This window comes from Enterobacter sp. Taxon_2 (assembly GCF_058355295.1).
In genome coordinates this window covers 856,608-871,716 of the sequence record NZ_CM178024.1, presented here as the reverse complement: position 1 = coordinate 871,716, position 15,109 = coordinate 856,608, and the positions used below count along the sequence as shown (strand labels likewise).

Annotated in this window: 12 protein-coding genes; all 12 read right to left on the bottom strand. The window is 54.1% G+C overall.

All coding sequences use genetic code 11. The features are described 5' to 3' along the window. Positions 1-8 precede the first annotated feature (8 nt). Positions 9-3,491, bottom strand: coding sequence for a DNA polymerase III subunit alpha (gene dnaE / locus AC4IC4_RS03980; RefSeq protein ID WP_024907529.1), 3,483 nt, complete (start codon positions 3,489-3,491; stop codon positions 9-11). A 38-nt stretch (positions 3,492-3,529) separates the two neighbouring features. After that, positions 3,530-4,126 (bottom strand): ribonuclease HII, encoded by a 597-nt coding sequence (gene rnhB / locus AC4IC4_RS03975; protein ID WP_024907528.1) that lies wholly within the window; start codon positions 4,124-4,126, stop codon positions 3,530-3,532. Continuing rightward, positions 4,123-5,271, bottom strand: coding sequence for a lipid-A-disaccharide synthase (gene lpxB / locus AC4IC4_RS03970; protein ID WP_024907527.1), 1,149 nt, complete (start codon positions 5,269-5,271; stop codon positions 4,123-4,125). Before lpxB ends, rnhB begins: the two co-directional genes overlap by 4 nt. After that, positions 5,271-6,059 carry an acyl-ACP--UDP-N-acetylglucosamine O-acyltransferase gene (gene lpxA / locus AC4IC4_RS03965; RefSeq protein ID WP_023310462.1) on the bottom strand — a complete coding sequence of 263 codons (789 nt, stop codon included), beginning with the start codon at positions 6,057-6,059 and terminating at the stop codon, positions 5,271-5,273. Before lpxA ends, lpxB begins: the two co-directional genes overlap by 1 nt. Positions 6,060-6,062: 3 nt before the next feature. Further along, on the bottom strand, positions 6,063-6,518 hold the full coding sequence (fabZ, locus tag AC4IC4_RS03960) for a 3-hydroxyacyl-ACP dehydratase FabZ (protein WP_010426706.1): 456 nt from the start codon (positions 6,516-6,518) through the stop codon (positions 6,063-6,065). A gap of 102 nt (positions 6,519-6,620) precedes the next feature. After that, positions 6,621-7,646: a UDP-3-O-(3-hydroxymyristoyl)glucosamine N-acyltransferase gene (gene lpxD, locus AC4IC4_RS03955; RefSeq protein WP_157188633.1), complete on the bottom strand. Its 1,026-nt coding sequence runs from the start codon at positions 7,644-7,646 to the stop codon at positions 6,621-6,623. Positions 7,647-7,649: 3 nt separating this feature from the next. Then, entirely contained in the window at positions 7,650-8,144 is a 495-nt protein-coding gene (skp, locus tag AC4IC4_RS03950) for a molecular chaperone Skp (protein WP_008501902.1), read from the bottom strand. Positions 8,145-8,266: 122 nt separating this feature from the next. Next, positions 8,267-10,684, bottom strand: coding sequence for an outer membrane protein assembly factor BamA (bamA, locus tag AC4IC4_RS03945; protein ID WP_491472189.1), 2,418 nt, complete (start codon positions 10,682-10,684; stop codon positions 8,267-8,269). Between the two features lie 29 nt (positions 10,685-10,713). Beyond that, complete coding sequence (rseP, locus tag AC4IC4_RS03940) at positions 10,714-12,066, bottom strand: sigma E protease regulator RseP (RefSeq protein WP_024907524.1); 1,353 nt, start codon at positions 12,064-12,066, stop codon at positions 10,714-10,716. Positions 12,067-12,077: 11 nt separating this feature from the next. Next, the gene (gene cdsA, locus AC4IC4_RS03935; RefSeq protein ID WP_024907523.1) at positions 12,078-12,935 is read right to left on the bottom strand and encodes a phosphatidate cytidylyltransferase; all 858 of its coding nucleotides are present in this window, start codon (positions 12,933-12,935) and stop codon (positions 12,078-12,080) included. Positions 12,936-12,947: 12 nt separating this feature from the next. Beyond that, positions 12,948-13,706, bottom strand: coding sequence for a (2E,6E)-farnesyl-diphosphate-specific ditrans,polycis-undecaprenyl-diphosphate synthase (gene ispU, locus AC4IC4_RS03930; RefSeq protein ID WP_024907522.1), 759 nt, complete (start codon positions 13,704-13,706; stop codon positions 12,948-12,950). Positions 13,707-13,892: 186 nt separating this feature from the next. Next, positions 13,893-15,092, bottom strand: coding sequence for a 1-deoxy-D-xylulose-5-phosphate reductoisomerase (gene ispC / locus AC4IC4_RS03925; protein ID WP_491472188.1), 1,200 nt, complete (start codon positions 15,090-15,092; stop codon positions 13,893-13,895). Positions 15,093-15,109: the final 17 nt, after the last annotated feature.

Genomic DNA, 15,109 nt, shown 5'->3' with positions numbered 1-15,109 from the left:
TTCCTGTATTAGTCAAACTCCAGTTCCACCTGCTCCGAACCAATGAGGCCACGGAGATCGTTCAGTAAACGATCGCTCGGAGAGACACGCCACGTTGCACCAAAGCGCAACCGCGCGCGTGCATCCGCCCTCTGATAGTAGAGATGTACTGGAATTGTCCCCGAGCGGTGGGGTTCCAGAGACTGACGGAGTCGGTTTAAAAGCTGGTCATCAATTTGCCTGTCCGTCAGCGAGATAGCAAGCCCGCGAGCATATTTTTCCCGGGCTTCGTCAATGTCCATCACTTCGCGGGCGGTCATTTTAAGCCCCCCACTGAAGTCATCAAAGCTGACCTGTCCGCTGACGATAAGTATGCGGTCTTTTTCCAGCAATTGCTGGTATTTATCCAGCGCGTCGGTGAACAACATCACCTCCAGACGCCCGGAACGGTCATCCAACGTACAGATGCCGATACGATTGCCGCGTTTGGTGACCATAACCCTTGCAGCAATCACGAGCCCCGCAGCCGTGGTGATTTTACCACGTTCTGTCGGATGCATGTCTTTAAGCCTGTGGCCGCCGACATAGCGCTCAATTTCTTTGATGTACTGGTTGATCGGGTGCCCCGTCAGGTACAAGCCTAACGTCTCACGCTCGCCATCCAGTACCACCTGTTCTGGCCACGGCTGGCAGTTGGAGTAAGATTGCTCGATCTGCTCCGGCTCTTCCGCCAGCACCCCGAACATATCCGCCTGACCAATGGCTTCCGCTTTTGCATGCTGATCCGCCGCTTTCAGCGCATCGCCGAGTGAATTCATCAGCGCGGCGCGGTGCGGCCCCAGCCGGTCAAACGCGCCGGACATGATCAGTTTTTCCAGCACGCGACGGTTCAGTTTTTTGGTATCGGTGCGGGCGCAAAGATCGAACAGCTCGCGGAAATACCCGCCGTTGTTACGCGCTTCAATGATCGCCTCGATCGGACCTTCACCCACGCCTTTGATCGCGCCGATCCCGTAAACGATCTCTCCGTCGTCGTTGACGTGGAAGTGGTAGAGACCCGAGTTAATGTCCGGCGGCAGGATCTTAAGCCCCATGCGCCAGCACTCGTCCACCAGGCCCACCACCTTCTCGGTGTTGTCCATATCGGCCGTCATTACCGCCGCCATAAATTCAGCAGGATAGTGCGCTTTCAGCCACAGCGTTTGGTATGACACCAAAGCATAGGCGGCAGAGTGGGATTTGTTAAATCCGTACCCGGCGAATTTCTCCACAAGGTCAAAGATCTTAATCGCCAGTTCACCATCAACGCCGTTTTTTCTCGCGCCTTCTTCGAAAGTACCTCGCTGCTTGGCCATCTCTTCCGGCTTTTTCTTACCCATTGCACGACGCAGCATGTCCGCGCCGCCGAGGGTATAGCCGGAAAGCACCTGGGCGATCTGCATAACCTGTTCCTGGTACAGGATGATGCCGTAGGTGGGCTCCAGCACCGGCTTCAGGCTTTCGTGCTGCCACTGAACGTCCGGGTAGGAAATCTCTTCGCGCCCGTGCTTACGGTCGATAAAGTTATCTACCATCCCTGACTGCAGCGGGCCCGGACGGAACAGGGCAACCAGCGCGATCATATCTTCGAAGCAGTCGGGCTGCAGGCGCTTAATCAGATCTTTCATGCCGCGCGATTCAAGCTGGAAGACGGCGGTGGTCTCCGAGCGCTGCAGCATGTCGAAACTTTTCTTGTCATCCAGCGGGATGGCCGCGATATCCAACGGCGGCTCGCCGTTCTTCTCGCGGCGGGCGTTGATCATCTCCAGCGCCCAGTTAATGATGGTCAACGTACGCAGACCAAGGAAGTCGAACTTCACCAGCCCGGCGTATTCTACGTCGTTCTTATCGAACTGGGTAACCGGGTGCTGGCCCGCTTCGTCGCAGTAGAGCGGCGCAAAGTCGGTAATTTTGGTCGGAGCGATAACTACGCCACCCGCATGCTTACCGGCGTTACGCGTGACGCCTTCCAGCTTGCGCGCCATGTCGATCAGCGCTTTGACTTCTTCGTCCGCTTCGTAGATTTCCGGCAGCTGTGGTTCAGCCTCAAAGGCTTTTGCCAGCGTCATGCCCGGATCGGGCGGTACCAGTTTAGAGATGCGATCGACAAACCCGTACGGGTGGCCCAGCACGCGGCCGACGTCACGGATAACCGCTTTCGCCGCCATCGTACCGAACGTAATAATCTGCGATACCGCATCACGGCCGTACATATCGGCGACGTGCTCGATCACCTGGTCACGTTTCTCCATGCAGAAGTCGACGTCAAAGTCGGGCATGGAAACACGTTCCGGGTTAAGGAAACGTTCGAACAGCAGGTCGAATTCCAGCGGATCGAGGTCGGTAATTTTAAGCGCATAGGCCACAAGCGACCCAGCACCGGAGCCTCGGCCCGGTCCGACCGGTACGCCGTTATCCTTCGACCACTGGATAAACTCCATGACGATCAGGAAGTAGCCCGGGAAGCCCATCTGGTTGATCACCTGGAGTTCAATGTCCAGGCGTTCATCGTACGGCGGCCGCTTTTCTTTGCGAACGGCCTCATCCGGGAACAGAAACTCCAGACGCTCTTCCAGACCTTCTTTTGATTTTGCGACCAGGAAATCTTCCGTGGTCATGTCTCCTGTCGGGAACTGCGGCAGGAAGTACTCGCCAAGGCGGACGGTAACGTTACAGCGCTTGGCAATCTCTACGCTGTTTTCCAGCGCTTCCGGGATATCGGAGAAGAGCTCACACATCTCCTCTTCGCTGCGCATGTACTGCTGCGATGAGTAGTTGCGCGGTCGTTTAGGATCGTCCAGCGTGAAGCCATCGTGGATCGCCACGCGAATTTCGTGCGCGTCAAAATCCCCCGGCTCAAGGAACCGCACATCGTTGGTAGCCACCACGGGCAACCCACGCTCTTCTGCAAGTGCCACAGCGGCATGAAGATAGTTCTCTTCGTCCTGACGGCCGGTGCGGATCAGCTCCAGATAATAACGATCCGGGAAATACTCTTCATAGAACGAGAGGCATTGATCCACCAGCGCGCTATTGCCGCGCAGCAGGCATTTGCCGACATCGCCCATACGGCCGCCGGAGATCAGCAGAAGCCCTTCGTTCAGCTCAGCCAGCCAGTCACGGTCGATCCACGGCCCCAGCGCACCGTATCCACGCTGGTAGGCTTTTGAGATAAGCAGAGTGAGGTTTTGATAGCCCGTGTTGTTCATCGCCAGCACGGAGATTTGCGTCATTTCATCGCCGATGAGATCGCTCTGCACATGAAAATCTGCGCCAACGATAGGCTTCATCCCCGCGCCATGCGCCGTTCCGTAGAACTTCACCAGGCCACACAGGTTGGTAAAATCGGTGATCGCCAGCGCGGGCATGCCAAGGGAGGCCGCCTTTTTTACCAGCGGCCCGGTCTTCGCCAGCCCATCGATCATGGAGTAGTCGCTATGCACCCGCAGGTGTACGAAACGTGGTTCAGCCATCTTCAGATTCCGCGTTACTTAATTGCTTGCGTATTGATTCAGGACACCCGTCCCAGCGCGCGCTTCACCGGGCCAAAGCTGCGACGGTGGTGTTCGGTTGCGCCATGTTCAGCCAGCCTTTCCAGATGGAAAGGTGTGGGATACCCCTTATGCTGGGCGAAACCATACTGAGGGTAAGTGAGGTCCAGCGCGGCCATTTCAGCGTCGCGCGTCACTTTGGCAATAATAGAAGCTGCGCTGATTTCTGCGACCCGGCTATCGCCTTTGACAACCGCCATTGAAGGCATGGGCAATGCGGGACAGCGGTTGCCGTCAATCAGGACATATTCCGGGGAAATTTTCAAACCCGCTACCGCACGCTGCATCGCCAGCATCGTGGCATGCAAAATATTCAGTTCGTCTATTTCATGCGGTTCAGCGCGCCCCAGGCTCCAGGCCAGCGCCTTCTCCTGAATCTCACTAAACAGCGCCAGCCGGCGCTTTTCAGACAATTTTTTTGAGTCGTTCAGCCCGATAATCGGGCGAGCCGGATCGAGGATCACCGCGGCGGTCACCACAGCCCCCACTAACGGACCACGACCCACTTCGTCCACGCCCGCCACAAGGCGAGTGTGAGGATAAACAAATTCCATCATTTTGCTAGCTCCAGCACCGCATCAGCCGCTTGCTCATCAGCATTACAGCGGATCAGTTGATGCAGTTCGCGGAAGGTGTCGTGCATCTGGTGGCTGGTCTTGCCGTTTGCCAGCAGCGGCAGCAGTGCATCGGCAAGCGCCTGCGGCTGGCACTCATCCTGCAATAGCTCTTTCACCAGTTCGCGCCCGGCAAGCAGGTTTGGCAGGGAGACATAATCCGTTTTCACCAGACGTTTTGCCAGCCAGAAGGTGAACGGCTTCATGCGGTAACCGACCACCATCGGGCATTTCGCCAGCATACATTCCAGGGCCGCCGTGCCGGAAGCCAGCAGTGCGGCATCGCTCGCATACATCGCTTCTCGCCCTTTCCCGTCCAGCAGACGGACGTGGAGATCCGGGGCGACTTCCGCTTTGATGCGCTCAAACTGCTCGCGGCGTTTGGCATTCACCAGCGGAACAACCACTTCAAGGTCGGGATAGCTCTGGCGAAGAATTTGCGCTGTTTTGAGGAAATCGGCGCTCAGCATCTCCACTTCTGCACCACGGCTGCCTGGCAGCAGTGCCAGACAATGCACATCATGGGGGATGCCCAGCACGTCGCGCGCCGCGTTTTTATCCGGATCCAATGGCATCGCATCCGCCATGGTATGACCGATAAAACGGCACGGAACATTAAATCTGTCGTAAAACGCTTTTTCGAAAGGCAGAAAAGCCAGCACCAGGTTGGTGGACCGTCCAATTTTGAAAACGCGTTTCTGTCGCCACGCCCAGACGGACGGACTGACGTAGTGAATGGTTTTTATGCCCTGCTTTTTCAGATTCCCTTCGAGGGTAATGTTGAAATCAGGTGCATCGATACCGACAAACACATCGGGTTTGAGTTCGGTAAAACGGCGGGTGAGATCGGCACGAATGTGCAGCAAACGGCGGAGCCGTCCCAGCACCTCAACGATGCCCATCACGGCCAGCTCTTCCATTTCATACCAGGCTTCACAGCCTTCGGCCTGCATCAGCGGGCCAGCAACGCCGACAAAGCGAGCGTTGGGTACACGCGCCTTAAGCGCGCGGATGAGACCTGCACCAAGAATATCGCCGGAGGTTTCTCCGGCGACCAGGGCTATCGTAAGCGGACGACTGTCGACCATTAACGAATCAGACCCCTTGTTGAACGGTCAAAGAATTCCATGAACGCGTTCACTTCCGGGTGCTTATTCGCCAGCTCGGCAATTTCCGGCTTCGCCTCTTCCAGCGTTTTACCGCTACGGTACAGCAGTTTGTACGCGTTGCGGATGGCAGTAATCGCTTCGCGGCTAAAACCACGACGCTTGAGGCCTTCGATGTTCACGCCAAACGGCGTGGCATGGTTGCCCTGCGCAATCACATATGGTGGGACGTCCTGCGCCACACCGGAGCAGCCGCCAACCATCACGTGCGCACCAATGATGCAGAACTGATGGACTGCGGTCATGCCGCCAATAATTGCGAAGTCATCAACCGATACGTGTCCTGCCAGCGTTGCGTTGTTGGCAAGAATACAGCGGTCACCCACGGTACAGTCGTGCGCGATATGCGCATTAACCATAAACAGGTTATCGCTGCCCACCTTCGTCAACCCACCACCCTGTACTGTTCCACGATGAATGGTGACGCTTTCGCGAATACGGTTACGATCGCCAATTTCCAGACGGGTCGACTCACCAGCATATTTCAGATCCTGGTTAACTTCGCCGATGGAGGCGAACTGATAGATCTCGTTATTGCAGCCAATGGTCGTATGACCATTCACGACAACGTGAGATTTCAGTACTGTACCCTCACCAATTTCGACATGGGGTCCAACAATACAAAACGGGCCAATGTGGACGTTAGCACCAATGATGGCACCGGTTTCCACAATCGCGGTAGGATGAATAAAGGCGGATTTATCAATCACGTATCAGGACTCCCGGCTACGAGCACACATCATCGTCGCTTCGCAAACAACTTTGCCGTCAACCAGTGCTACGCCTTTGAAGCGAGTCAGGCCACGACGCGTTTTTTCAAAAGTGACTTCCATGATCATCTGATCACCAGGCACGACAGGGCGCTTAAAGCGCGCTTCATCAATACCCGCGAAGTAATACAGCTCACCTGGCTCCAGTTTACCGACGCTTTTAAACGCCAGAATACCGGTAGCCTGAGCCATCGCTTCCAGAATCAACACACCCGGGAAGATAGGCTTACCAGGGAAGTGCCCCTGGAAGAACGGCTCGTTCACGGAAACATTTTTCACTGCGCGCAGAAAACGACCTTCTTCAAAATCCAGCACGCGGTCTACCAGCAGAAACGGGTAGCGGTGCGGCAGAAGTTCTAAAATCTCTTCAATATGCAGAGTATGAGTGTCAGTAGTCAAAATACTCTTCCTGTCAAAATGTACTGATAACAATAATAACACGGCCTGCCGGTTTATTAGAAAGCCGACAGGCCGGGAAAAATAGCGTTCAACGGATGACGCTTAGTCTTGTTGATCGATCTTACGCTCAAGGGACTTGAGGCGCTTGCTCATATCATCAATGTTCATCACCAGAGCTGCTGTTTTACGCCATACCTTGTTGGGCTGTAGCGGAATGCCAGAGGAATAAACGCCAGGTTCAGTGATAGGACGCATTACCATGCCCATTCCCGTCACGGTCACCTTGTCGCAGATTTCCATATGGCCATTAATCACGCTCGCACCGCCAATCATGCAATAACGGCCAATTTTCAGGCTGCCCGCCATGATGACGCCACCCGCAACCGCGGTATTGTCGCCAATCACAACGTTATGCGCAATCTGGCACTGGTTATCGATGATAACACCATTGCCAATGATCGTGTCGTCAAGCGCGCCACGGTCAATGGTGGTACAAGCGCCGATCTCCACGCGATCGCCAATAATAACGCGACCAAGCTGCGGGATCTTCACCCAGTTACCGCGATCGTTAGCGTAACCAAAGCCATCAGAACCAATCACGGTGCTGGACTGGACGAGGCAGTTTTCGCCAATTTCAACGTCATGATAAACGGACACATTGGCCCATAAACGGGTCCCTGCGCCGATTGTCGTATTTTTCCCAACGAAGCAGCCTGGGCCAATGACGACGTTATCGCCCAGCACAACGCCGGATTCGATAACCGCATTCGCCCCAACGGCGACGTTGTTACCCAGCCTGGCCGTCTCATCAATCGCTGCGCTGGCAGCAATGTTCTGGGCCGGTTGCGGCGTGGTATCAAGAATTTGAGCCATGCGTGCATACGTCAGGTAGGGGTTTTTCACTACCAGCGCGCTTACAGTGGCAAATGGAAGATCGTCCTGCGTCAGTACAACAGCTGACGCCTGGCATTGAGCCAGTTGCTCACGGTACTTAGGGCTTACCATGAAGGTAATCGTGCCAGCTTTAGCAGATTGCATGGACGCAACAGCGGTGATGACGATATCGCCATCACCGTGTAATTCTGCATCCAACTGCTGAGCTAAATCAGCCAGTCGAATTGAAGGCATTACTTATTTAACCTGTTTCAGAACATCAGCAGTGATGTCTTTAACATCTTTGCTGTTGAAAGCGACGGCGTTCGCATCAACAACCAGATCGATGCTCTGATCGGCAGCCACTGCTTTAACAGCGGTCTGAATGCGAGTCACCAGCTTGCCGCGTTCTTCGTTAGAACGACGCTGACGATCCTGCTCGAAAGCCTGCGCTTTCTGGGAGAACGCCTGGCGCTGAGCCATTACGTCTTTTTCCAGCTTGCTGCGGTCGCTTGCCTTCATGGTAGAACCATCACGCTGCAGACGCTGCATTTTGGACTGAAGATCGTTTTCCATACCCTGCAGTTCGCTTGCACGGCCTTTGAATTCGTTTTCCAGAGTCGCAGAAACACCTGTTTTCTGTGCAACCTGCTGGAACAAATTACCCATGTTGACGATTGCAATTTTGTCTGCTGCCTGAGCAGAAGTTGCCATCGCTAAACCGAGACCTGCAGCTAATAACCACTTTTTCACAATTAACTCCTTACCATCCCATTGGCACCAGAAGGTACCGTTCTTTGCGTGGCAAGGCGACCGTGTTACCGATCGCCAGTTGTCAGCGCTACACTGCCAACGCATTCCTTTGCAGCGGATTATTACCAGGTTTTACCAATGTTAAACTGGAATTGCTCCGACTTATCTCCATCATATTTCTTAAACGGCTGGGCGTAAGAGAAGACCAACGGTCCCAGCGGTGACATCCATTGTAATGCGATACCGGCAGACATGCGAATATTGCTCGGATCGCTGTAGTCAGGGACGCCAGCATCACGCATCTGTGCAGTATTCTGCCAGTTGGTATCCCATACGGTACCGGCATCCCAGAAGAAGGACGTACGGACCGAGTTCGCATATTTATCGCTGATAAACGGCGTTGGCGTGATGAACTCCAGGCTGGCAACGGCCATGGCGTTACCGCCCACCGCATCATTGGAGCTACAGACTTCCGAAGAGGAAGACTTATCACAGTTATCTTTGTCGTTCCCGCCGTAGTAAACCGCTTTCGGACCAATGTTGTTGGACTGGAAGCCACGAACGGTACTGGAACCACCGGCATAGAAGTTTTCATAGAACGGCAGTTCTTTGCCGCCTAAACCGTCGCCGTAGCCCCAGCGGGTACGACCCAGAACCACCCACTTATGATCGTCATCGATCGGGAAGTAGGACGCGGTATCCAGCGTCACCTTGTAGAACTCGTTATCGGAACCCGGCACGGTCACTTTACCGTTCAGGTTGACGCGAGAACCTTCCGTTGGGAAGTAACCACGGTCGAGACGGTTATAGGTCCAGCCGTAGTTAAAGGTGAAGTCATCCGCCGCGAAGCCATTGTCATTACCATTTTTACTGGTTGACTGGCCGATAGAGTCCAGATAACGCCACATCGCCACCTGCGGTTGCATGTTGGACAGGTCGTTATGCACGTAACCTAAGCCCGCACGCAGGGTGTTGTATTCGTTAACCGGGAAGCCAAGCGTACCGTCCACACCGTAACTCTTGTTGGTGTAAGAAGACAGATCCGCATCGTCTGCTTTAAAGTCGTTATAGAAGATACGACCGCCCAGGCTCACACCGTCTACGGTGAAGTATGGGTTAGTCACAGAGAACTCAGAGTAGGTCTGGTAGTCGTTTTTGGTGCCGTTAATCCCGACAGAGTAACCCGTACCCAGCCAGTTATCCTGCTGCACGCCGACCTGGAAGCTGACGCCGCTCTCGGTACCGTAGCCCACACCGAAGTTGAAGCTACCGGTGTTGCGCTCTTTCACTTTATAAACGACATCAACCTGATCCGGGCTGCCCGGTACGCGCTGGGTATCGGTATCCACCGTTTCAAAATAGCCCAGACGGTTCAGACGCTCTTTACCCTGATCAACAAGGTCGCTACCCAACCATGCGCCTTCCATCTGACGCATTTCGCGACGCAGAACGGAATCTTTGGAGGTGTCGTTACCGACGAAGCGGATCTTACGCACGTAGAAACGGTTGCCCGCGTCAACATTCACATGCAGCTTAACGGTTTTATCCGCGTCATTGATTTCAGGCTGAGTCTGTACGCGCGGATAGGCATAACCATAGCGGCCGAGCAGCTTCTTAATGCTGTCTTCCATTTTGGTTACCTTAGAACCGCTATACAGGTCGCCTGGCTGAATTTTGGTCAGCGATTCGATTTCAGCAGAATGCCCCGCCAGGTTACCACTCACCTCAACACCCGAAAGCTTGTACTGCTCGCCTTCAGTGATGTTGACCGTAATGTAGATCCCTTTCTTGTCCGGCGTCAGGCTTACCTGAGTCGAGTCGATGTTGAAACGCGCATAGCCACGATCGAGATAGTAGCTGCGCAGGGTTTCAAGGTCGCCCGCCAGTTTCTGTTTCTGGTATTTGCGATCGCCTACCACGTTCCACCATGGCACTTCATCGCGCAGCTGGAAGGTGGAGATCAGTTCGTCGGTGCTGAACGCATGGTTGCCGACAATGTTGATCTGCTGGATCTTCGCAGAAACACCTTCCTGGAAGACCAGCTTCAGGTCAACACGGTTGCGCGGAAGCGGAGTGACAACTGCTTTCACGCTGGCACTGTATTTACCGACGCTGTAGTAGAAGTCTTCCAGACCTTTTTCAATGTCTGAAAGGGTTGTGCGGTCCAGGGATTCCCCCACACGAACACCGGATGCTTCAAGGTTTTGCTTGAGCATGTCATCTTTCACCGACTTGTTACCGGAGAAAGTGATACTGGCGATCGTTGGACGTTCTTTTACCTGTACCAGCAGCGTATCACCATCGCGCAGGACGCGGACATCCTCAAAGTTGCCGGTGGCAAACAGAGCACGGATGGTGTTACTGATATCATCATCATTAACCGTATCGCCGGGGCGTACAGGCATACTGAGGAGGGCCGCACCAACGGCGACACGCTGGAGGCCTTCGAAATGAATGTCTTTCACTACGAACCCGTCAGCACCGTATACGGTGGCGCTGCTAAACAGCAGCGACGCTATGAGCAACTTTTTCATCGCCATCGTTATTATGCGTTCTTCCTAACACTCTCTTACAACCGAGAGAAATCATTGAAAAGTGCAAGCCCCATTAACAGCACCAGCAAAATCGAGCCAATGCGATAACTAAAGTCTTGAACTCGCTCGGATACCGGTCCGCCTTTTAGCTTTTCAATCGCTAAAAACAGCAGATGACCCCCGTCTAAAACGGGAAGCGGGAACAGGTTGATTATCCCAAGGTTCACGCTAATGAGCGCGAGGAACATGAGATAGTAAATCACCCCGAACTCCGCTGACATCCCAGCCCCCTGGGCAATCGAAATTGGCCCACTGAGGTTGTTCAGTTTCACATCACCGGTTATCAATTTCCCCAACATGTTGACCGTCAGCTTCATCAGTTGCCATGTTTTATCCGTGGCTTCAAGGATGGCGCTGAACGGCCCATACTGGCGTATTGTCTTGTACTCATCTGGCAGCGGGATCACTTTTGGCACAACGCCTGCAAACCCTTCTGCCTTTTTGCCGACCGACTTCGTGTCCGGGATCAGCGTCAGCGAAAGCGGACTGCCTTGCCTTTCAACTTCCAGCGCGAGAGACGTTCCCGGATTATCGCGCACCAGAGTAACAAAGGTCATCCACTCTGTTAATGGTTGACCATCGACTTTAACGATCCTGTCGCCCGCTTGCAAACCCGCTTTGCTCGCCGCCGAATTTGCCTGTACTTCGGCTAATACCGGCTCGATCTGCGCACCGCGTGGACGAATACCCAGCGCAGCGACGGGATCTTCTTTGTCTGGCTCGAAACGCCAGTGACGTAAATCGAGCACTTTGTCCTGACGTGCATCGGAACCAAACGGCGATACGCTGATGGTGGTCTGCGGATCGCCAATTTTGGCAACCAGCTGCAGTCGCACGGCATCCCAATCAGGGGTTTCGATGCCATCAATCGCTTTAAGTTCCATCCCGGATGTAATTTGCGCACTCGCCGCGATGGAGTTGGGAGCAATTTCTCCCACCACCGGACGCACGCCCGGGACGCCGATGATAAACACCAGCCAGTAAGCGAAAATCGCAAAAATGAAGTTGGCTACCGGTCCGGCAGCAATGATGGCGGCGCGTTGTCCAACGGTTTTATTGTTGAAAGCGCTGTGTCGCAGCTCAGGTGCGACAGGCTCGACGCGTTCGTCGAGCATTTTGACGTAGCCGCCCAGTGGGATAAGGGCGATGACAAATTCCGTGCCGTGGCGGTCGGTGCGCGTCCAGAGTGATTTGCCAAAACCGATGGAAAACCGCTCTACGCGCACGCCACAGCGGCGAGCAACCCAGAAATGGCCAAATTCATGCACGGTAATCAGTACACCCAGTGCAACTATGAACGCCGCCAGATTCCAGAGAATGCTCAGCATAAAACCTTCCGTTAAATCGTCCCGAATACCAGTAAAAGCAAACATGCAAACACTGGAACAGCCGCTGTCAGGCTATCAATGCGATCCAGTATACCGCCATGCCCTGGAATCAGGTGTCCGCTGTCCTTAATCCCTGCTTCACGCTTAAACATACTTTCGGTTAAATCACCGAGCACGGAGGCAAGCGCAGCAAAAATCGAGCACACCAGCAGTATTGACGGTGCCACTTCAAGATTCGCCCAGACGCCGTAGCCCCAGGAGATGATCGCTGCCGTAAACAGGCCGCCGATGAATCCTTGCCAGGTTTTGCCCGGAGAAACCTTCGGCGCCAGCTTATGTTTGCCAAACAGTTTACCAAACATATAGGCCCCGGAGTCAGCCCCCCAGACCAGAATCATCACATAAAGCAGCCAGATCGCACCGCTGTAGTGGTTTTCGTCGTAGTGCCAGGCGCGCAGCGCAACCATACCCCAGAAAAAAGGAATAATGGTGAGCAAACCAAAAATCAGTCGTAGCACTTTTGAATTACGCCATAACGCCGCGGAACCTGGATAAAAAAGAACCAGCAACAGCGCGGCAACCCACCAGACCAACGATATCCACAAGGAGCCGGCAACCAGGGGCTGATGAATATCATGGTGATATTCAGGCAACGTAAACAGCATTATGGCCAGGATAAAGCCACAAAGTACCGCGAGCCATACTCGCTGAGTGCGCGAGGTAAAGCCGCTAAACTGTCCCCATTCCCACGCGGCGAGCATGCACACCACCAGCGTGACAATAGCGAATCCCACCGGGGGCAGTAAAAACAGCGCCGCAATGACAATGGGTATTAATACAAAAGCGGAAATCAGGCGATACTTCAGCAAAAGCTACCCCCATCAGGCTTTGTCGCCACCAGGCTCGGTGCCGCCGAAACGACGCTCTCGATTGGCAAAGGCATGCAGCGCACCTTCAAAGTCTTGTTCATCAAAATCGGGCCAAAGAACATCCGTAAAGTAAAGTTCGGCATAGGCAATTTGCCATATCAAAAAGTTACTTATGCGATGTTCCCCCCCTGTCCTAATTACCAAATCCACAGGCGCCTGTTCATTCATGCAGATTTGCTTGCTCAGCGCCTCTTCATCAATTTGGTCGGGTCTCAACAGCCCTTCCTGAACCTGTTCGGCCAGATGCCGAACGCCCTGGATAATATCCCAGCGTCCGCCGTAATTCGCCGCAATATTCAGCGTCAGACCGGTATTATTTTCCGTCAGCGCTTCTGCTTTACGAATCCGTTCCTGCAAACGTGAGTTAAAACGACTGGTATCGCCAATGATACGCAGGCGGACGTTGTGGCGGTGCAGGCTTTTTACTTCGCTGTCTAGCGCCCACACAAACAATTCCATCAACGCAGTCACTTCCTGCAAAGGTCGATTCCAGTTTTCACTGCTAAAAGCATAGAGCGTTAACGCATCAATGCCGTTGTTGGCGGCAAAAGAAACGGCGCGACGAACGGATTTCGCCCCCGCTTTATGCCCAAAGGCTCGTATCTTCCCTTGTCTTTTCGCCCAGCGGCCATTGCCATCCATAATGATTGCTACATGACGGCAGCCATGAGCTGGCAAATTTTCGCTTATTGGTTGATTCGCAGACAACATAACGCGTTTTTTGTCCCTGAAAAGGATTTAACGGTACTCAGGAATACTGAAGCCTATACATAAAAAAGCCGTGTCAAACCACGGCTCACCTGACCACATTAAGTCAAATACCTGCGATCAGGTGGCGCAGACTATATCACTGAAGCCCAACGCTAACAAATAGCACGACGACTAGTGGTTGCTTTATCACCAGCTTGCGAGACGTGTCACCTGTTGACGCGCAATATTACGCGCAGCTGCATCCACCGCCAGCACCTCTTCCACGCTTTGTGGTTCGCGCAAATCCATCATCTCCAGTACCGATAAATTTAACGACGCGATATCGGTAAAACGAATTTGCTGATTCAGAAATGCCTCAACGGTAATTTCATTGGCTGCATTAAGTGCCGTCGTCGCCGCCTGCCCCTGGTCAAAGGCAGTCATCGCAAGCTTCAGACAAGGATAGCGGTCATAGTCCGGTTCACTGAACGTCAGGGAACTTAGCTTGCAGAAATCAAGCGGCTTCACGCCGGATTTCACTCGATTTGGCCACGCCATGGAATGGGCAATTGGCGTACGCATGTCCGGCTCGCCCAGCTGTGCCAGCACGCTGCCATCCTGATAACGCACCATCGAGTGAATCACCGATTGCGGGTGAATCAGTACTTCCATCTGTTTCGCTGACGCATTAAACAGCCAGCGCGCTTCAATGTATTCCAGACCTTTGTTCATCATGGTGGCAGAGTCAACGGAGATTTTACGCCCCATCGACCAGTTCGGATGACGGCACGCCTGATCCGGCGTCATGGCGCGCAGTTCAGACAGTGGCGTTTCACGGAACGGGCCACCAGACCCGGTAAGCAGAATAGACACCACGCCATTCTGCTCCAGGTCAGCGTACCCCAGGTTCTGTTGAAAAGGTTGCGGTAAACTCTGAAAAATCGCGTTGTGCTCGCTGTCGACCGGCAAAAGACGCGCGCCGCGCTGCTTCACCGCATCCATAAACAGGCGTCCACAGGTGACCAGCGACTCTTTATTGGCCAGCAGAACGTCCTTGCCGGCATCAATCGCGGCAAGCGTAGGCAATAACCCTGCCGCCCCGACGATGGCCGCCATCACCTGATCCACCTCATCCTGCGCCGCCATCTCGCAGGCCGCCTGTTGGCCGCTCAGCACCTCGGTTCGGCAGCCCTGTTCACGCAGCTGCGCTTTCAGCAGACGCGCGCTCTCTTCGTCATCCATCACCGCATAGCGGGGCGCAAACTCCAGGCACTGCTCGACCATTCGCTGCACATTCTTACCGGCCACCAGCGCTGTCACGGTGTAGAGTTCAGGATTATGGCGAACGACGTCGAGAGTGCTGCAACCGATAGAGCCGGTTGAGCCAAGGAGTGTTAAATGCTTCATGAGATGCCCGAAAAAAG